This window comes from Candidatus Insignibacter tubulum (assembly GCF_056790205.1).
Genome location: NZ_CP199715.1, coordinates 235,153 through 252,353 on the forward strand (window position 1 = coordinate 235,153; position 17,201 = coordinate 252,353).

Consider the following 17,201-nt stretch of genomic DNA (forward strand, 5'->3'; position numbering starts at 1 on the left):
TAACCATCTTTTAATTAAAAATTTAATTAGCTTATTTTACTTTGTTACATGTTTTAAAAACCTGCTCTATAGAAATGAGTAGTATAGGCACTTTTTATTTTTTCTTCTAACATTAGAGAAGCCCTTACTAGGGGAAGTCGGAGATAGTTTTTACAAATACCCATACTATTCAATAACGATTTTATACCAGTAGGATTCCCTTCTTGATAAATTAAATGTATAAGTTCGAACATTTTGTAATAAAGTTTAAAAGCCTCTAAAGATTTTCTTTCGTATGCATATCGCATCATACTAGAAAATTCATTGGGAATTGCTTGAGCTAGTACCGAAATTACACCATCTCCTCCACCTAAGCTTATGGGCAGAGCTAGAGCATCATCTCCCGAAATCACGCTAAAATAATCAGGTTTTTCTTTTATAATCTCATAAGCCTGCAACAAATTTCCGGAAGATTCCTTAATACCTATAATATTCTTACAAGTTCGAGCTAATTTAATAACAGTTTTAGGTAATATATTTGATGTTGTACGAGATGGGACATTATATAAAATGATTTTAGCTTGCGTATTTTCGGATATAGTCTTAAAATGCTGGAATATACCTTCTTGAGACGGCCTATTATAGTAAGGTACTATTGATAGAATCCCTTCAAAATCTAAAGGATCTATAGCCTGTATTCTTTCAACCACTTCTTGAGTATTGTTACCTCCTATACTTAAAATTAAAGGTAATCTTTTTTTGTTTATTTCTTGGACATATCGAACAATATCATTTTTTTCTTCATTTTTTAATGTAGCTGACTCAGCGGTAGTACCTAAGAGAACCAAGTAATCCACGCCTTCTTTTATTACATATTTACATAAGCGATTTAGACTTAAAAAGTCTACTTTTTTTTCTTTATCAAACGGAGTTATGAGGGCTATACCTGTCCCGCAAAATTTTTCCATGAATATTTTATTGATATAATGACAACCCTACGTTTACGAATTTAAAACTATAAATCTTGTCAAAAAAAAAAATATAAAAAAAATATTCGTCATGTTGACGAAAGAAAAATGGGAAAAAGTCTTTTTGATGTCTTTCCCCCATTTCATACATTTAAGGATTATTTTCTATCACGAGCTTCAGCAACGATAATTTCCCTTGTATTGTTATTGTGTTTACTAGTTATAGGTTTTTTATGAAGCTTATCAATAATCTTTTGACCGATTTCACTACAAGAGGTTTCAACAAAACCAAAGCCTTTACTTCTGCCTGTTTCCCTATCGATAATGATTTTCACATGATTGAATTCCTCTCCGGAGAGTTCTAGAAGACTCCTTAGGTCATCTTCTGTGGTGTCAAATGGTAAATTTCCAAAATATAATTTCATTTCTTGAGAATTAGTGGATTCTAGTGCACAAATTTAGAGATAAATATTTTTCTAGAACATATCTTTATGATAAAAAAAATAAAAAATAAAGATTTAATTAAACGTTATCGCATGATTACAATATTATTTTTTATAGAAAATGATTTTTCATATTCTTATATAAATCATTTTTTTATAAAATAAGTTGTAAATTCGTTCGTTCATTTTTATCGTATTTAGAAAAACTTATCTTTGTGAATTTCGATTTAATCGTTATTGGTAGCGGCCCAGGAGGCTACGTCGCAGCTATCCGTTCAGCGCAATTAGGACTAAAAACAGCTATCATTGAAAAAGAAGAACTCGGAGGAGTTTGTTTAAATTGGGGCTGTATACCTACTAAGGCTTTACTTAAAAGTGCTAGTGTTTTTGATTATTTAAAAAATGCTGAAGCTTATGGATTAAGCTTAGATAAAAAAAATATTCGCGTTGATTTTCCAACTGTGATCAAACGTAGCCGGAAGATAGTTCAAAAAATGAATAATGGTATCTACTTTTTAATGCGCAAAAATAAAATTGAAGTAATTTTTGGGACTGCTAAGCTTAAAGCTGGGAAGAAGATAAGTGTCTCTGATAAAGAAGGGAAAATATATGAATATACCGCGCATCATATTATATTAGCTACGGGTGCTAGCTCGAAAAATTTACCTAATCTTATTCAAGATGGTAAAAAAATTATCGGTTATCGTCAAGCACTTTCACTCTCTGATATTCCGAAGAATATGATAGTGGTAGGATCAGGAGCTATAGGGGTAGAATTTGCTTATTTCTACAATTCTATGGGGAGTAAAATTACGTTAGTGGAATATCTAGATCGTATCGTCCCATCTGAAGATTTAGATATTTCGCAACAGCTTGAACGTTCTTTTAAAAAGAGTGGAATAGAAGTTCTTACTTCTTCCTCTATAGATAGAGTAGATCTATCGCAAGAGAAAGTAAAAGTGTTTATTAAAAGGTTAAATAAAAGTTATGTTATCGATACTGATATCATACTCTCAGCTGTAGGTGTCGAGCCTAATATAGAGGGTATAGGCTTAGAAGAGATAGGTATAAAAACCGATAAAGGACACGTTATAACAGATCACTTATATAGAACTTCTGTTCAAGGATATTATGCCATAGGTGATTTATTAAAAGGTCCTGCCTTGGCGCATGTAGCCTCTTCTGAGGGTATCATATGCGTAGAACAAATAAAAGGTCTAGATCCCGAAATTTTAGATTATGAAAATATTCCAGGATGTATTTACTGTAGCCCAGAGATTGCCTCTGTAGGACTTACAGAGGAAAAAGCTAGGGGAAAAGGATATAATCTTAAAATAGGCAAATTCCCATTTGTTTCTCTTGGGAAGGCCACAGCTAATGGAGATACCGAAGGTTTTATTAAGGTGATATTCGATGCTAAATACGGAGAGTGGCTAGGATGTCATATGATAGGCACAGGAGTTACAGAAATCATCGCTCAAGTCGTTACTGCACGAAAGCTAGAAACTACTAGTCATGAAATTCTTAAGTCGGTATTCCCTCATCCGACTCTTAGTGAAGCAATTATAGAAGCCACTGCGAGTGCTTATAACGAATGTATTCACCTGTAATCTGTTTTTATACTTCCTGATTTTTTTCAATAATATAAAAGCTCTCAAAAATTGAGTTATCACACAGTTATATTTAAGACGATAGATCATTCTTAATTATCGAAGGTAATATCTCTCTAAATTAGAGATCTAAGAGTTAGTAATTTTTGAGCTCAAGGCTAATGTAGCTAAAATATATTATATACTAGATATATTTCAAATTTTTTGCTTGAAAAGATGATCTATAAGAGAATTAAAAACTTTTGGTAAAAAAAAAGATAAACTTAATATAAGAACATTTAATTAAAAAATCTAAAATAGATCAAGACCCCCTTTATCAATTACTCCATGATCCCTCACTAGTAAAGATCTACGGATAAAAAAGCAAAATCATGTACTTAATAAGATAAAACTCCATCTTTGCTTTAGATAAATAGTATAAATTGGCGTGCTTATGTATTTTTTTTGAAAAAAAAAATTAGACTTTCATTAGTATTTATTATTTATTTATCCTTTATTATTATTCAGATAAGATTTTTATGAATATTTTTGTAAACGCTTATTAAGAATAGGGATATACTAAATAGGCTATAGATTATTTTATTTTATGATAGTTTTTTATAAGTCTTCCATTTTAATATAAATGGATTTATCTACATTTTATAAAAATATACTCATTTTTAAAACTCAGTTAATGATCATCTTGAAAGTTTCAATCATATCTGATAATTAATATTATTATTTATTGTATAATCTTATAGAGATCAAATAGTTTTATAAACTATAGATAAGTAAAAATTATCTATTTTTGGGAGACCAAATCCTTATCTGTATTAAGTATTTTAGTGATTTATCATCATATTATTAATTTTATACTAATATTAAACATGTTATTCTGTGAATTTTTTATAAGATGACATTTGTATTTTATTTACAAGGTTTTTTCTTTTTAAGAAATATATTTGCATAGCCTTTTAATTTAAGGTTGATCTCTTTAATCAACTTAAAGACATGTATTTTTTTACGATTATATATTTTTATGCAAGAATTTAAAGAAATATCCATTAGAGATAAGACTTTTATTCCATTTATAAAAAGCATTGAAATAGAAAGAGTGGTTAAAAATCTATCTAAAAAGATTTATTACCATTATCAAGAACGTATGCCTGTATTTGTAGGTGTATTAAATGGAGTGATAATGTTTTTCAGTGACTTTTTAAAAAATTATCCCGGGAACTGTGAAATAGCTTTTATTCAGTTAGCTTCTTATTTTAATAAAACTTGCTCAAGCAATAAGGTAGATATTATTTCAAATTGGCCTATGGATTTAACAGATCGTGAGGTAGTAATTTTCGAAGATATAGTGGATACGGGGACAACTCTTAAAAAAATTCATGAAATGATCCAAAATCAAAAAGTAAAAAGTGCTAAAATTGCTACGCTTTTTTTTAAACCAGATCTTTATAAAGGTGATATATCTATAGATTATATCGGAATACCTATCCCTAATCGATTTATCGTAGGATACGGGTTAGATTTTGATGGGATGGGTAGAAATATTCCTGATATCTTTCAGTTAAAGGATTAATATGAAGCATATTATATTATTTGGCCCTCCTGGCTCAGGCAAAGGCACACAAGCTAGGATAATGGCCGATAGATTTAATCTAAAACACCTTTCCACAGGTGATCTTTTTCGTTATCATATACAACAAAAAAATTCACTTGGCTTAGAAGCAAAATCTTATATAGATCAAGGATTACTAGTGCCTGATGAAGTTACTACTGCTATGCTTAAAGCAACCTTATCTATACATATAAAATCACAAGGTATTATTTATGATGGTTATCCACGTACACTCGAACAAGCTATATCATTTGATAGGCTTTTGAAGGTCCTTTCATTAGGATTAATAAATATAGCTTTTTCTTTTAGCATTCCTGAAAATATTCTTATAAAACGTCTTTTTTTAAGAGGAGAAACCAGTAATCGTTCAGATGATACCGATCTGAAAGTAATTAAAAACCGTATCTCTGAATATTATAAAAAAACATCTCTTCTTTCTGGATATTATCGGCAAAATAACATTTTAATAGAAATTAATGCTGAAGGATCCATAGAAGAAATTGCTCTTTTGTTAGAGCTTAAATTCAAGGAATTAATTATTTAACTAATGTTTCCAGGAAATTTTATAGATCAGGTGAAGATCTATTGTATAAGTGGCCATGGAGGTGCTGGGGCTATACATTTTCGTCGGGAGAAGTTTATTCCAAAAGGTGGTCCTGACGGAGGGGATGGTGGTCACGGTGGAAGCATTTTTTTACAAGGCGACACTCAACTCTGGACACTTCTACATTTTAGATATAATAAATATTTTAAGGCTAAAAACGGACCTCCCGGAGGAGGAAATTGTATGAGTGGTCCTTGCGCAAAAGACCTGGTTTTAAAGGTACCTTTAGGTACCATCGCTAAAGATGAGCAAGGGAATATCATAACTCAAATCTCTCAAGAAAAAGAGTGTAAAGTCCTTTTACGGGGAGGTAAAGGTGGCTTAGGTAATTGGCATTTTAAAAATGCTATTAATCAAGCGCCTCGTTACTCTCAAGCCGGATTTCCGGGTTCAGAAACTTGTATCACACTAGAGTTGAAAATATTGGCTGATATAGGTTTAGTTGGGTTCCCTAATGTAGGGAAATCTACCTTGCTTTCAGCTATTACAGCAGCTAACCCTAAAATCGCTGATTATGCTTTTACAACACTCACACCTCAATTAGGTATAGTAAAATATAAAAATCATAGATCTTTCTCAATAGCCGATATTCCAGGCCTTATACGAGGAGCTAGCCTAGGTAAGGGGATGGGGCATAGGTTTCTTCGTCATATTGAACGAAATACGGTACTATTGTTTTTAATATCCTGTGATTCTGAGAATATTTTGAAAGAATATAATATTTTGCTCGAAGAGCTTGCTGCTTACAATCCTGAACTTTTAAATAAAAAACGCTTATTAGCTATTTCCAAAGAAGATTTATTGGATGACGAACTAAAAAAAGATCTAGAGAATCAACTACCTAAAGATATAAAAACTATTTTTATATCTTCTCATTATCAAAAAGGGTTAGAAGAACTTAAAAATATACTTTGGGAATATATATCAAAATTTAAGGCTTTAACAGGATAATTAATCTCTATGCTAAAAATATGCGCAAATATATCCGCATATTTCTTATTTGAGATTTAAGATCTATCTAAAGATAGGGATATGACTAATCTACACACATATATTAGAAAAAGAAAACAGCAGATAAAAGTCTAGAACTATGAAAAAATGGTATCTATAAGATGAATAATAAGATATGTTCATAGTATATTATTATAATATCTAAATCACATTTCTTAGTAGGAATCAAAAAACTATTAAAATTTGATGATAAAATTATTATGAACAGGTAAAAAAAATACTATTATATTATCATATTAACCCCTAATCATTCTATAAAATTCTTTCTTAATTAAATCTATCAAATAGATTAAAATCTACTAATAAAATAGAGAGTTTTGCTATTTTATATACATATATAATGTATTTATAAAACTGTATAATTCTCTTATTAAGAAGAGAGCTATAAACTGATTTTTTTTTAAAAAAAAAAATATAGATTAGAGAATAATAATATACCATTTTTTTTTAGTAGCCCATATGTTTATATTTTTACTCATATATGATTTATACTTAAAACATCTATATAATAATACATTTAAACTATTTTAAAATATTCTTTTTCAACTCTTCTTGTTATATCTATTTCCCTTAAAAAAGGGAAATTTGTAGAAGTATGTTTGCTAACAAACTGACTAATCTGTAGTAGATCAGATATTATTTTTTTTATCATGATTCATTAATCATAATTTCTTAATAAGAATATATTTTTATTTTTTACCTTAAAAAGGTTCATCTTTATCTTTCTTATTACAAAAAATAGTTTGGAATCAAGTTTATAATATTGGGAATAAAAAAAAATTATGTTCCTTATTCTCAAAACTATATTTAACCCTAAAACATATATATATATCTAGGCTCTACATGTATAACCCAATTAAATATAATTAAGCTTTCGTATTTCCATTTTGATTCCCTAATTTTCATTATTATATAATTATGATATTTAGTTTTCTTTTTAACTAGAACTATGATTGTTTATAACAAGTAAAAGAAGGAATATTTTGTATTACATTTACCCTTTATATGTAAGTAAAAGAATAAAATGGAACAAAAGTGGCATAATTGGAGCAAAGAAGAAATACTAAAACTCTACCAGAGTCCACTTCTAGAGCTAGTATATGAGGCTGCTGGAATTCACAGACAACATCATGACCCAAGTCTTATACAGGTTAGCTCACTATTATCTATAAAAACAGGAGGATGCCCTGAAGACTGTGCTTATTGCCCACAAGCGGCCAGATATGACACAAAGGTAGAAACTCATGGTATGCTCTCTCTAGAGAGAGTCAAGATACAAGCTCTTCAAGCTAAATCTAGTGGAGCTTCACGTATCTGTATGGGAGCTGCCTGGAGAAATGTAAAAGATGGTCCTGAATTTGATCAAGTACTAGAGATGGTGTATATGCTAAACCAAATGGATATGGAAGTATGTTGCACACTAGGGATGCTTACAGAGCATCAAGCACAACGTTTATCACTAGCTGGATTATATGCCTATAATCATAACCTTGATACTTCTCAAGAGTATTATAAAGAAATTATCTCTACTAGAGCTTATGAAGATCGTTTGAAAACCCTTGAAAATATACGTAAGACTAATATCACTATATGTTCAGGAGGAATTATAGGAATGGGGGAAACACTAGATGATAGAGCAGGGTTACTCTTAGCTCTCTCTAAACTTAATCCTTATCCTGAATCAATCCCTATTAATGCTTTAGCCCCGATAGAGGGGACTCCTATGGAGGAGCAAAAAATGGTGGAAATATGGGATATGATTCGCATGATTGCTACGACACGTCTTGTTATGCCTAAATCTCAAGTCCGTCTTTCAGCTGGTAGAGCTCAAATGAGCTTAGAAGGACAAGCTTGGTGTTTTATGGCGGGAGCTAACTCTATCTTTGCTGGAGATAAATTGCTTACTATCCCTAATCCTACTATGAACCAAGACAAAAAATTATTTGAAATTTTAGGGTTAAAAATGCAAAAAGCTTTTGCAAAACATCCTCAGCGTCCTTCTTTAAGAGAAGAGAGTAAAGATCATACTTCCTTATTCAATAATAAGGGAACTAAGTGGAGCAGACCAGGTCATAGTATAGTACGTAATGAAAAAAAACGTATTAAGAAAAAACCTGATAAAAAATTAGAAGATCTCTAAAAGTACTTCCATAGATTTAGGAGGATGAAAATCCTCCTGATGCAGGTGATAATAATTTAAAATAATATTTAAAAGCGATCTACGTTGATATCTTTTTAAAACTATTTTAGTAGATTTTTTTAAAAAATCTCTTGTAATGAGATCCCTTAAAAGGGAAGTTTTTTCTTGAGAAAGACAAGTTTTTAAATTATAACGTTCTGAAGTGAATATTCCATTCTGGAGATCGAAGTACAGTTTGTCTATTTTATCTGAATTGGGATAAAAACCTAAAAATTTTGTAAGTTTTATCATAAATAAGAGGTAAAAATCAGCAAAGTTATTCTCTTTCTGATCCAAGAATTTAAAAGAGTTTATAAGATAAGTAAACATATGTGAATCTAGTTCACCTTCTTTAAGCACAATGTTAAGAAATTCTGATAAAAAAATGGCTAAGGCTATTTTTGAGGCATTTGTGTGTAAACTTTTATAAAAATAGGCGTTGCGAATCTCTTTAATAGTTATTAAAGAAGTGCTTTTTTGAAAAAAAGGAGTTATAAAAACTTGAGATAGCGGAATAAAAAATGATTTTTTTTTAAAAAAAGTCCCCTTAGAAGATCGATTTTTTAATAGAAAAGATTTTAGACCAAATGTTTCAGTATAACAGCGACAGATAAGTGCGCTCTCTCCATATTTAATAGTTGAAATTACCAGTGATCTAATTTCATTTTCCATAAAAAGATATGTATCTAATATTTGTATAAAATATTATAGTTTTTTTATAATAAAACACTTATCTAGTTTGGCTGTAAAAGTTTTTATTTTATAGAAATATAAAATTATAAACGATAATTATTGTTAAACAATTTTAACCATACTTAAAAATATATAAATTTATCCTTATTATAGTAGTAAAAGGATGATTGAATTTCTAGATTTTTTTAAATATATATTTAATCTTAATTGGATTTTTTTATATTTTGGTAATATCGCTTTATATATTATACTCCTTATTATTTTCGCTGAAACGGGATTATTTATAGGTTTTTTTTTGCCTGGTGATTCTTTGTTGTTTACAGCAGGTATTTTTGGAGATCATTTGTCGAAAAATTTCTATAATATACCTTTTACTTTTATTATACTGCTAGTGTCCCTAGCATCTATTCTAGGGAATATGATGGGATATATCTTTGGTTATCAATCAGGGCCCCTATTATATAAAAGAAAAAATTCATTTTTTTTTAATAGACAACGATTAATTATAGCAAAACTATTTTATAATAAATATAAGACCTTGACCTTAATTATTAGTAGATTTTTGCCTATTCTTCGAACTTTCTCCCCAATTATAGCTGGCATAGTACGCATAAATTTTAAAGAATTTATGACTTATAATATCCTAGGAGGACTTATCTGGAGCTTTTCAATTATGCTAGCAGGATATTATCTAGATAAAATTTATCCTCAGATTAAGAATAATATAGAATATATTATCTTACTTATAGTTTTGATAACTACATTTCCTATAATTATAAAAGTTATCATCCATAATCGCAAAAAATAAAATCTATAAGCAAATATTTAAAAAAAAAGGAATCTTCCTTAATGAGAAAAGGTTCAAAAATAACTCTTTGATCCCATCCCTTTATTATTTATGATACTTATCTCTTTCTAGGTTAGAAAAATACTTATAAATAACTAAAATATATTTAACATACACGTATCTCTTGAGAGATGACTACCTTTAGATAAAAAAATTCTCTAAAAGAGATATTCTATTTATAATGATTTTTATCTATGAAGGATTCTGCTAAACTAGCATCAAGTTCATTTACAGTTATGACCAATGTAGTGTTACCTAGCGAAACTAATAAATTTAACCATATGTTTGGAGGTGAACTTTTAGCACGGATAGATCGAATATGCTCAATAGCTGCTGCTAAACATTCTGGAGGTGATGTAATGACAGTAGCAGTTAATCAAGTCTCTTTTAACCAACCTATTCCATCAGGAAGCATAGTTACTATTGAAGCAAAAGTCTCTCATGCTTTTTCAACTTCGATGGAAGTATTTGCAGAGGTATTTATAGAAGATATAACTAATGGCACAAGAAAAAAAGTTAATGAAGGCATTTATACTTTTGTTCATATCGACGATAAAAGAATCCCTTTAGCTGTGCCTAAATTAATACCCGAAACTGAACAAGAAAAAAAGCGTTATCAGGGCGCTACTCGTCGTCGTAAACTTAGCTTAATATTTTCAGGAAAAGCACATATAGACACAAAAGAATTAAAGGACTTATTATTAATAATCCTTCTTTTTTTATCTAAAATTACCTTTTTTCATTAAAAAACTGTTGTAATAGTTCCTGAGATTCTTGATAGAGTACAGATCCTTTTATTTGAGTTTTAGGATGAAGCTTTATTCCTTGAGCGTAAAAGCCTCTTTTAGGATCACATGCACCAAAAACTAATCGACCTATCTGAGACCAATATAAAGCCCCAGCACACATTATACAAGGCTCTAAAGTAGTATATAAGGTACAGTTTTTAAGATATTTCCCTCCTAAATAAGATGAAGCTATTCCGATAGCCTGTATCTCTGCATGAGCTGTAGGATCTTTTAACAACTCAACAAGATTATATGTGTTAGCGATGATTTTCCCATTGCTTACAATAATAGCACCTACAGGCACTTCTTCTTTTTCAAAAGCAAACGCAGCTTGACTTAGTGCTTTTCTCATAAAATAATCATCACTAAAACACATATATAATTAAAAAATTTTTTCCTCCTTAAGTATATTTTTTTTCTATTTTTTCTTATCGTCATCTTTTGATAACTTAGAATCGTTTTGAGCGGTTTTTATTACCGCACGTAAAGTTTTTAGAATTAATACTATAGTATCTTTAGGATGTTGAATACTATATTTATCACTTATTAAATCTTTTATATAGATTTTTCCCCCTATACCTAGGGAGGTTATATCTACCTTGATGTCGTCCGGGAGATTGGCTGGAAGAGCTTTTATTTTAATTTTTCTAAGCATAATTCGAACCACCCCTCCCTGTGATACTCCTATAGAGTGTCCAATAATTTTTAAAGGAATCTCTATAATTACCGGTTTTTTAGCTTCTAACTCGTAGAAATCCGCATGTAGTATAAGGTCTGATATAGGATGAAATTGAATGTCTTGAAGTATAGCTTTAGTTTTGACTCCTTCAGGCCATTCAATAATTACGATATGAGCCTTAGGAGTATATACAAGCTTCTTGAAGCTTGATAAAGTTGTGGAAAAGTGTATATTTTTCACTCCACCATATACAACGCAAGGCACTTTATTAGCATCACGTAAAGCTCTTGCTGATAATTTACCTACATTATCTCTTTTTTCTCCTTGAATTATTAGAGATTCCATATTAAAAAAAAATAATTAAATAATAAACTTGCTACTTATAGACTCTTTATTATGCACTAAATGCATAACATCGGCAAAAAGAGGAGCACAAGATAAAATTTTTATCTTAGATAAGCATATCCCCTTTAAAGGGATACTATCTGTAACTAGAAGTTCTTCAAGAGAAGAAAGTGCTATTTTCTTACAAGCTTCGCCTGTTAGTACCGGATGTGTAGCTATAGCTCGTACACTTAAAGCGCCTAGTTTTTTAATTAAATCAGCTGCTAATAATAAAGTTCCAGCAGTATCAACCATATCATCAACAAGAATTACATTTCTATTTCTAACCTCGCCAATGAGGTTTATATATTCAATCTCATTAGCTTTTTTACGTTCCTTATAACAAATAACCACCTCAGCTCCGAGATAGCCTGCATAACTCTTAGCACGTTTAGCCCCCCCCATATCTGGGGAAGCTATGGTAAGATTTTCTAATCTTAGATCTTTAAGATATTGAACGAAAATATTTGATGCATATAAGTGATCTACTGGAATCTCAAAAAAACCCTGTATTTGATCTGCATGTAAATCCATAGTTATCACACGTGTAGCTCCAGATACCCTAATAAGGTTAGTTACAAGTTTAGCTCCGATAGGCGCACGAGGTTTATTTTTCCGATCCTGACGAGCCCATCCAAAATAAGGGATTACTAAAGTTATATTTTGAGCTGAAGCTCGATGTGCTGCATCACACATTAATAATAGCTCCATAAGATTGTCTGCAGGTGAAAAAGTAGAACCAATAAGGAAAACACGTGCTCCACGAACTGATTGTTCAAAAGAAGGTTCATATTCACCATCTTTAAATTCAAGAAAGTGAATATTGCCTAATTCTTCACCATAGTAAAAGGCAATCTTTTGAGCTAACCCTTTACTACTTCTAGTAGAAAATAAAATTGCTTTTTGTGACATTCTTATTTAATAAAAATAGAGGTTATATAGGAATATATCAACCTTTGTAGGTTGGAAAAATATTTAATATGTGATAGAGAAATTCTTCCTTAAGAGAAGGAGTTAAAAAAAAACTTTTTATAAAAAGGGAAATACCAAACACAATTAATAAAATACCTGAAATCTGTTTGATTTTACAGATCAAATGATTATTAAATGTCTTATGAAAAATACTCGCCATAAATATTTTAAAAAGGTCTAAAATAAAAAATGTGCTTAATACAATAGAAATATATAGAAAAAATTTATAAGGATTATGATAGTTAACTGATATAATGATAACCACGGAAATCCAAAAAATTATGATGCCTACATTCATAAAATTTATGAAAAAACCTTTAATAAAAAGTTGCCATGTTCTTTCTGAAGAAGAAATATTATTATTTAATATAATATCACCTCGGGAATAAATCATATACGATCCATAGAGAGCTATCATAGTTGCACCTATCTTAAAAAGTATCGGATGCATTTGTATATAATATGAGATTTCTTGACTACAGTAATTAGCTAATATAATACAAACTATATCAGCTGATATTACTCCTAGATTTAGGATAACGCCAGCTTTATAGCCTTTTATCAAACTTGTTTCTATGAGTATAAAAAAGACTGGACCAATAAGCATAAAACTAAGTATAATGCCTAGAGCTATAGCGGAAAATATCAATGTAGCCATGATCAAAGAATTAATAATTTTATGTATATAACCACTGTAACTCTAGTTGCTTCCTATCCATATCTGCATTTAATAATTTAATTCTCACTGTATCTCCAAGACGATATTTTCGTTGTTTATCTTTCCCTTCTATACAGTATTGTTCAGATTTAAATATATAAATATCATCATTCATATCTTTTAAACGAATTAACCCTTCAGCGCCAGCAATAGATAATTCTACATAAATACCCCATTCAGTAACCCCAGATATAATTCCATCAAATTCATCCCCGATGAAACGTTTCATGTATTTAACTTGCATATATTTTATAGAATCACGCTCAGCATCTACTGCCAATCGTTCACGGTTCCCTGCATGTAAACATTGCTCTTCATATGTATTTGCAAGGGGAATTTTACCCTTATTTAGATAATGTTGTAAAAGACGATGAGCTATAATGTCTGGATATCTACGTATAGGTGAAGTAAAATGAGTATAATAAGCAAAAGCTAACCCATAATGACCAATATTTTTAGTAGAATACTTTGCCTTACTCATAGCGCGCATAGCTAAAGAATCAATTATGTGTTGTTCAGGTTTACCACGTACAGCTATTAATAAAGCATTCATACTACTAGTAATTGTCTTACGATTCTTTAAATTAAGAGTATAGCCTAAAGGTTTTATAAACTGATTAAGTATAGAAAGCTTATCCATATCTGGATCATTATGTATTCTATAAACATAAGTCCGCCCAGATTTTTCCCCTTTTGAATCCAGGCTTATAAATTTTGCTATCTTTGAGTTAGCTAAAAGCATAAACTCTTCAATCAACTGATGGGCTTCTTTGCTCTCTTTCCAAGAAAATCCCACAGGCTCATTTTGTTCATCGAGGCTAAATTTAATTTCTAGTTTATCAAACCCAATAGCTCCTCTTTTAAGTCGCTTCTCTCTTAGTTTCTTAGCCAGTTTGTTTAACTGAATAATTTCTTTAGAAAAATCACCCTGACCTGATAAAATACGTTCCTGGGCTTCTTCATAGGTAAATCTACGATTAGAACGAATGATGGTTTTCCCAAACCATGATTTAAAAAGCCTTCCGCTTTCATCGATTTCAAAAATAGCTGAAAAACATAATTTGTCCTCTTTAGGTTTTAAAGAACAGAGATTATTAGAGAGCGCCTCAGGCAACATTGGTATTACACGATCTACTAAATATACGGATGTAGCACGCTTATAGGCTTCTTTATCAAGTAAACTACCTTCTTCTATATAATATGAAACATCAGCAATATGTACTCCTATCTCCCAACGAGCATTTTTTAATAATTTTATTGATAAAGCATCATCAAAGTCCTTTGCATTTTCAGGATCGATAGTAAAAGTTATCTCTTTACGCATATCTCTTCGCCGGGCTATCTCATCGATAGTTATCTCCGAAGATATTTTTTTAGCTTGTTCTTCAATACTTCTTGAGAAAGTATAAGGAAGGTCATATTGATATAATATGGCATTCATTTCTGTATCTTGATCGCCTTGATCCCCTAAGACATGATCAATTTCCCCTATTGGATTAGTAAGATGTTTAGGCCAGCCTACAAATTTAACTATTACCTTTTGAGCATTTTTTGCCTCTTTAAATTTTCCTTTAGGAATATAGAAATCTACGTGCAATCCCTTCCCTTCTACTATCACGAACCCGTATTTTTTTTGATCATTCAACTGAAAAGTCCCTACAAAAAAAATTCTTTTACGATTAATAATCTTTACTACCTCACCCTCAATACGCTTCCCATAAGGTCTTTTTAAGAATCTTATTATAACTTTATCTCCTTCAAAAGCTTGAAGCGTTTTGTATTTAGGAATAAAAATGTCCTGCCGGAAATTCTCTACCTTTACAAAAGCATATCCTGTGGACTTAACATCTATAACACCTACTACGGTTTTTGTATAGGGTATATATGAATTGCAATCTTTTTTAATCAAAGACCTTGAAGATAATGGTTTTAATAAAGAAACTTTACGCATTTCTCCTTCTTTATCGGAGACGCTTAAAAAGCGATTCATAAATTTTTTTACTCTAGAAAACCAATTATTACGGTAAGGCTCACTAGAGTAGGATATTTTTTTCTTTTGGGACATCTATTTTTCTCTAATTTATAGAAGAATCAAAGGTATAAAAAGCTTTCTATTACTATGTTAAAGATAGTTTTCTAAAAAAAAAATTCTTCAGTTTAACTATTAAAAATCATGTGTATTCATATAATATTTTCTACTATTAAAAGAGTATACAAATATAACTAAAGCTGTATAAGAGTCTTATTATATTTTTATAATATGTTATTTTATCAAATACTACAGAAACAATTCTTTTCTATAAAATCTTATTGTTATACAACAAAGCAAGTATTCCTGAAACAACTTTATCCAAAGTATAATAATACGTATTTTTACAACTACTATTTTAGTCCTGCTACCATATTTTAGTCCTGCTAAGACTAATACCTTATAATCATTTTTAATATGATAGTATAAAGAAGATTGGATCTCTGTTAGTCTATATTAAATTATTTTTATATAACATTTTGGAATGTTCTTAACTTATATACAATAATCAAACCGGTTATTATTATATAATAATTATAAATAAGTTAACATCTATTAATAGTAAAAACCACATTACTATGTTAGTACAATAGCTTTAATTTTCAAATTGACTCTGTCTTTACATAATTTGATAAAAATAGGAAAAAATTCTTTTTTTTCAACTAAATATTATCAAGTCTAAAGATGTATGGGGACATAGATATCGTAATAACGATGCATATGACGTTTTACAGAATGGATCCAGAAATTTTAAAAGCTTAAAATTAAGATAAATAGTATAAACAAAAGAATTATGAAAAATTAGTATTTTTTATAGTATAAAAATTAAAAACGCTTAGTTTTTACTACCTTTGTAGTCTTCATTAAGAAACTAATCCTCCATGACCGGTAGACGTATCCTGTATATCTCTTCTGAATTGCTCCCTTATACTCCTGAAACTCCTGTATCTATTATAAGCTCTCAGGCATCTAAAGCAATGCAAGCATTAGGTAATGATGTACGTATATTTATGCCACGTTATGGGTTCATTAACGAACGAAAACATCAGCTACATGAAGTTATAAGACTTTCAGGTATAAATCTTACTATTAAAGATATGGATCAGCCGTTAATTATAAAAGTGGCATCTATACCTGAGGTACGACTTCAGGTATATTTTATTGAAAATGAGGAATATTTTAAAAGAAAAGGGATATATAAAGATTCTTTCGGGTGCTTTTTTAAAGATAATGATGAACGAACGTTATTTTTTACTAAGGGAGTTATAGAAACAATAAAAAAGCTTAATTGGCCTCCAGATATCATACATATCCATGGATGGTTAGGAGCTTGCATTCCGCTTTATCTTAAAACTTACTATAAAGGGGATCCTTTATTCCAAAAATGTAAGATAATCACTTCTCTTTATAATCAAGATTTTGAAGATAATCTAAATGAAACATTCGTGAAAAAAATCAAATGGGACGGCATAAAAAATAAAGCACTTAAGAAAATTGAATCTCCTAGCTTTATTAATCTTACAAAGCTTTCTATAGATTTTTCCGACTCGGTAATAAAAGGGGATATAAAACTTTCAGAAGAAATAGAACAATACCTAAAGGAGACTCGATCGAAAATCTATGAATGTTGTTCATTAGAAGAAATTACAGAAACTTTTGAACAAATTTATGAACAAGTTCATTAGGGGATA

Annotated in this window: 16 protein-coding genes; 8 read left to right on the plus strand and 8 right to left on the minus strand. The window is 30.0% G+C overall.

The genetic code is table 11. The features are described from left to right. Window positions 1-53: 53 nt before the first annotated feature. Both dapA and ACUBP5_RS00910 read right to left on the minus strand, forming a co-directional pair. A complete protein-coding gene (gene dapA / locus ACUBP5_RS00905; RefSeq protein ID WP_482168433.1) occupies window positions 54-947 on the minus strand; it encodes a 4-hydroxy-tetrahydrodipicolinate synthase in 894 nt (297 codons plus the stop codon). Window positions 948-1,105: 158 nt separating this feature from the next. Then, window positions 1,106-1,372, minus strand: a complete 267-nt coding sequence (locus ACUBP5_RS00910; protein ID WP_482168434.1) for an RNA recognition motif domain-containing protein — start codon at window positions 1,370-1,372, stop codon at window positions 1,106-1,108. 233 nt (window positions 1,373-1,605) lie between these two features. On the opposite strand from ACUBP5_RS00910, the gene lpdA reads away from it, so the two are divergent. From lpdA to bioB, 5 genes are all read left to right on the plus strand, one after another. Beyond that, window positions 1,606-3,000, plus strand: coding sequence for a dihydrolipoyl dehydrogenase (gene lpdA / locus ACUBP5_RS00915; RefSeq protein ID WP_482168435.1), 1,395 nt, complete (start codon window positions 1,606-1,608; stop codon window positions 2,998-3,000). Between the two features lie 1,018 nt (window positions 3,001-4,018). Beyond that, window positions 4,019-4,567, plus strand: coding sequence for a phosphoribosyltransferase (locus ACUBP5_RS00920; protein WP_482168436.1), 549 nt, complete (start codon window positions 4,019-4,021; stop codon window positions 4,565-4,567). Between the two features lies 1 nt (window position 4,568). Continuing rightward, window positions 4,569-5,150 carry an adenylate kinase family protein gene (locus tag ACUBP5_RS00925; protein WP_482168437.1) on the plus strand — a complete coding sequence of 194 codons (582 nt, stop codon included), beginning with the start codon at window positions 4,569-4,571 and terminating at the stop codon, window positions 5,148-5,150. A gap of 3 nt (window positions 5,151-5,153) precedes the next feature. Next, window positions 5,154-6,161 carry a GTPase ObgE gene (obgE, locus tag ACUBP5_RS00930; protein WP_482168438.1) on the plus strand — a complete coding sequence of 336 codons (1,008 nt, stop codon included), beginning with the start codon at window positions 5,154-5,156 and terminating at the stop codon, window positions 6,159-6,161. A 1,084-nt stretch (window positions 6,162-7,245) separates the two neighbouring features. After that, window positions 7,246-8,361 (plus strand): biotin synthase BioB, encoded by a 1,116-nt coding sequence (gene bioB / locus ACUBP5_RS00935; protein ID WP_482168439.1) that lies wholly within the window; start codon window positions 7,246-7,248, stop codon window positions 8,359-8,361. On the opposite strand, the gene recO is transcribed toward bioB, so the two are convergent. Next, on the minus strand, window positions 8,347-9,072 hold the full coding sequence (recO, locus tag ACUBP5_RS00940; RefSeq protein WP_482168440.1) for a DNA repair protein RecO: 726 nt from the start codon (window positions 9,070-9,072) through the stop codon (window positions 8,347-8,349). The genes bioB and recO overlap by 15 nt on opposite strands. A gap of 184 nt (window positions 9,073-9,256) precedes the next feature. Here recO and ACUBP5_RS00945 point away from each other — a divergent pair, with 184 nt between their 5' ends. Beyond that, window positions 9,257-9,901 (plus strand): DedA family protein, encoded by a 645-nt coding sequence (locus tag ACUBP5_RS00945; protein ID WP_482168441.1) that lies wholly within the window; start codon window positions 9,257-9,259, stop codon window positions 9,899-9,901. A 233-nt stretch (window positions 9,902-10,134) separates the two neighbouring features. Next, window positions 10,135-10,686 carry an acyl-CoA thioesterase gene (locus tag ACUBP5_RS00950; RefSeq protein WP_482168442.1) on the plus strand — a complete coding sequence of 184 codons (552 nt, stop codon included), beginning with the start codon at window positions 10,135-10,137 and terminating at the stop codon, window positions 10,684-10,686. On the opposite strand, the gene ACUBP5_RS00955 is transcribed toward ACUBP5_RS00950, so the two are convergent. From ACUBP5_RS00955 to rnr, 5 genes are all read right to left on the minus strand, one after another. Further along, window positions 10,670-11,080 (minus strand): nucleoside deaminase, encoded by a 411-nt coding sequence (locus ACUBP5_RS00955; protein ID WP_482168443.1) that lies wholly within the window; start codon window positions 11,078-11,080, stop codon window positions 10,670-10,672. The two genes, ACUBP5_RS00950 and ACUBP5_RS00955, sit on opposite strands and share 17 nt — an antisense overlap. Before the next feature lie 66 nt (window positions 11,081-11,146). Beyond that, window positions 11,147-11,752 carry a 50S ribosomal protein L25/general stress protein Ctc gene (locus ACUBP5_RS00960; protein WP_482168444.1) on the minus strand — a complete coding sequence of 202 codons (606 nt, stop codon included), beginning with the start codon at window positions 11,750-11,752 and terminating at the stop codon, window positions 11,147-11,149. Window positions 11,753-11,767: 15 nt separating this feature from the next. After that, the gene (locus ACUBP5_RS00965; protein WP_482168445.1) at window positions 11,768-12,703 is read right to left on the minus strand and encodes a ribose-phosphate pyrophosphokinase; all 936 of its coding nucleotides are present in this window, start codon (window positions 12,701-12,703) and stop codon (window positions 11,768-11,770) included. Window positions 12,704-12,740: 37 nt separating this feature from the next. Beyond that, window positions 12,741-13,421 carry a LysE family translocator gene (locus ACUBP5_RS00970; RefSeq protein WP_482168446.1) on the minus strand — a complete coding sequence of 227 codons (681 nt, stop codon included), beginning with the start codon at window positions 13,419-13,421 and terminating at the stop codon, window positions 12,741-12,743. Window positions 13,422-13,440: 19 nt separating this feature from the next. Next, on the minus strand, window positions 13,441-15,471 hold the full coding sequence (gene rnr, locus ACUBP5_RS00975; RefSeq protein WP_482168447.1) for a ribonuclease R: 2,031 nt from the start codon (window positions 15,469-15,471) through the stop codon (window positions 13,441-13,443). 920 nt (window positions 15,472-16,391) lie between these two features. On the opposite strand from rnr, the gene ACUBP5_RS00980 reads away from it, so the two are divergent. Continuing rightward, window positions 16,392-17,195 carry a glycogen/starch synthase gene (locus ACUBP5_RS00980; RefSeq protein WP_482168448.1) on the plus strand — a complete coding sequence of 268 codons (804 nt, stop codon included), beginning with the start codon at window positions 16,392-16,394 and terminating at the stop codon, window positions 17,193-17,195. Window positions 17,196-17,201 lie beyond the last annotated feature (6 nt).